The sequence below is a fragment of the Vibrio sp. 704 genome (assembly GCF_033339295.1).
This window is the reverse complement of record NZ_JAWOUH010000803.1, coordinates 1-568: the sequence shown is the minus strand read 5'-3', so window position 1 is coordinate 568 and position 568 is coordinate 1. Positions and strand designations below refer to the sequence as shown.

At 43.3% G+C, this 568-nt stretch carries 1 protein-coding gene and 1 pseudogene; one reads left to right on the top strand and one right to left on the bottom strand.

Going from position 1 to position 568, the window contains the following annotated elements; translation table 11 throughout:
* A pseudogene (locus R7R24_RS29220) lies at nt 1–108 on the top strand (calcium-binding protein); the annotation flags it as partial.
* Between the two features lie 89 nt (nt 109–197).
* On the opposite strand, the gene R7R24_RS29215 reads toward R7R24_RS29220, so the two are convergent.
* The coding region (locus R7R24_RS29215) for an L-threonylcarbamoyladenylate synthase (RefSeq protein ID WP_318120525.1) at nt 198–568 on the bottom strand (371 nt) is incomplete at its 5' end.

Here is a 568-nt window from a genome sequence, read left to right as displayed (position 1 = left end):
GTATTCTCTAACGAAGAATACAACGTAGAAGTCACGCTAAATGGCGTTAATTCAGCTTACATAAACTATGCTGAACACCACGGTATCGACATTTTCGAATTCGCATAAGCCATCTTTACTCGGCGTAAACACTGCTCAAGTATAAATAATGAAAAAGGAGGCTGATAGCCTCCTTTTGTTTATGTTGGTATTTCAACTTATTCGAATGGTGATGGATCGCCAGAACCAATTCGCACCACTTCTGGCTCACCTTCGCTGAAGTCAATCACTGTAGTAGGTTGCTCACCTAAGTAACCACCATTCAGGATCACATCAACTGCATGTTCAAGTTTGTCGCGGATATCTTCCGGATCAGACTCTGTCACATCGCTACCAGGCAGAATCAATGACGTTGACATCAATGGCTCACCCAGTGCTTCGAGAAGATCCAATGCGATTTGGTTATTTGGCACACGAATACCGATAGTCTTACGTTTCGCATTCATCAAGCGACGAGGAACTTCCTTCGTACCTTTGAAGATGAACGTGTAAGGACCAGGAGTGTTATTTTTCAGTAGTCGGAATGCTC